The 235-nt window shown below is 51.1% G+C and carries 1 protein-coding gene; it reads left to right on the plus strand.

Annotation, left to right across the window (positions count from 1 at the left end):
• On the plus strand, positions 1-235 hold a 235-nt coding region (locus LRL21_RS45385), incomplete at both ends, for a hypothetical protein (RefSeq protein ID WP_240422269.1).

Raw genomic sequence — 235 nt, forward strand, 5'->3', positions numbered from 1 at the left:
CATACTATGTGCGTGCATATGCGACCAACAACACAACAGCAACGGGCTATGGAGTGGAAGTTCAGTTTAGGACGCAGAACTTACCGGTAGCACCAACGGTAACGACGTTGACGTACACGAACATCACGACAACGACCGTTGATTTAACGGGCAATGTAAGCTCGGACGGCGGAGCATCGTTAACGGAGCGTGGATTTGTGTATGCAACAACCCCGAATCCGACAACGTCCAACTC

Origin of the sequence: Paenibacillus periandrae (assembly GCF_022458865.1) — a bacterium.
Lineage (GTDB): Bacteria > Bacillota > Bacilli > Paenibacillales > NBRC-103111 > Paenibacillus_S > Paenibacillus_S periandrae.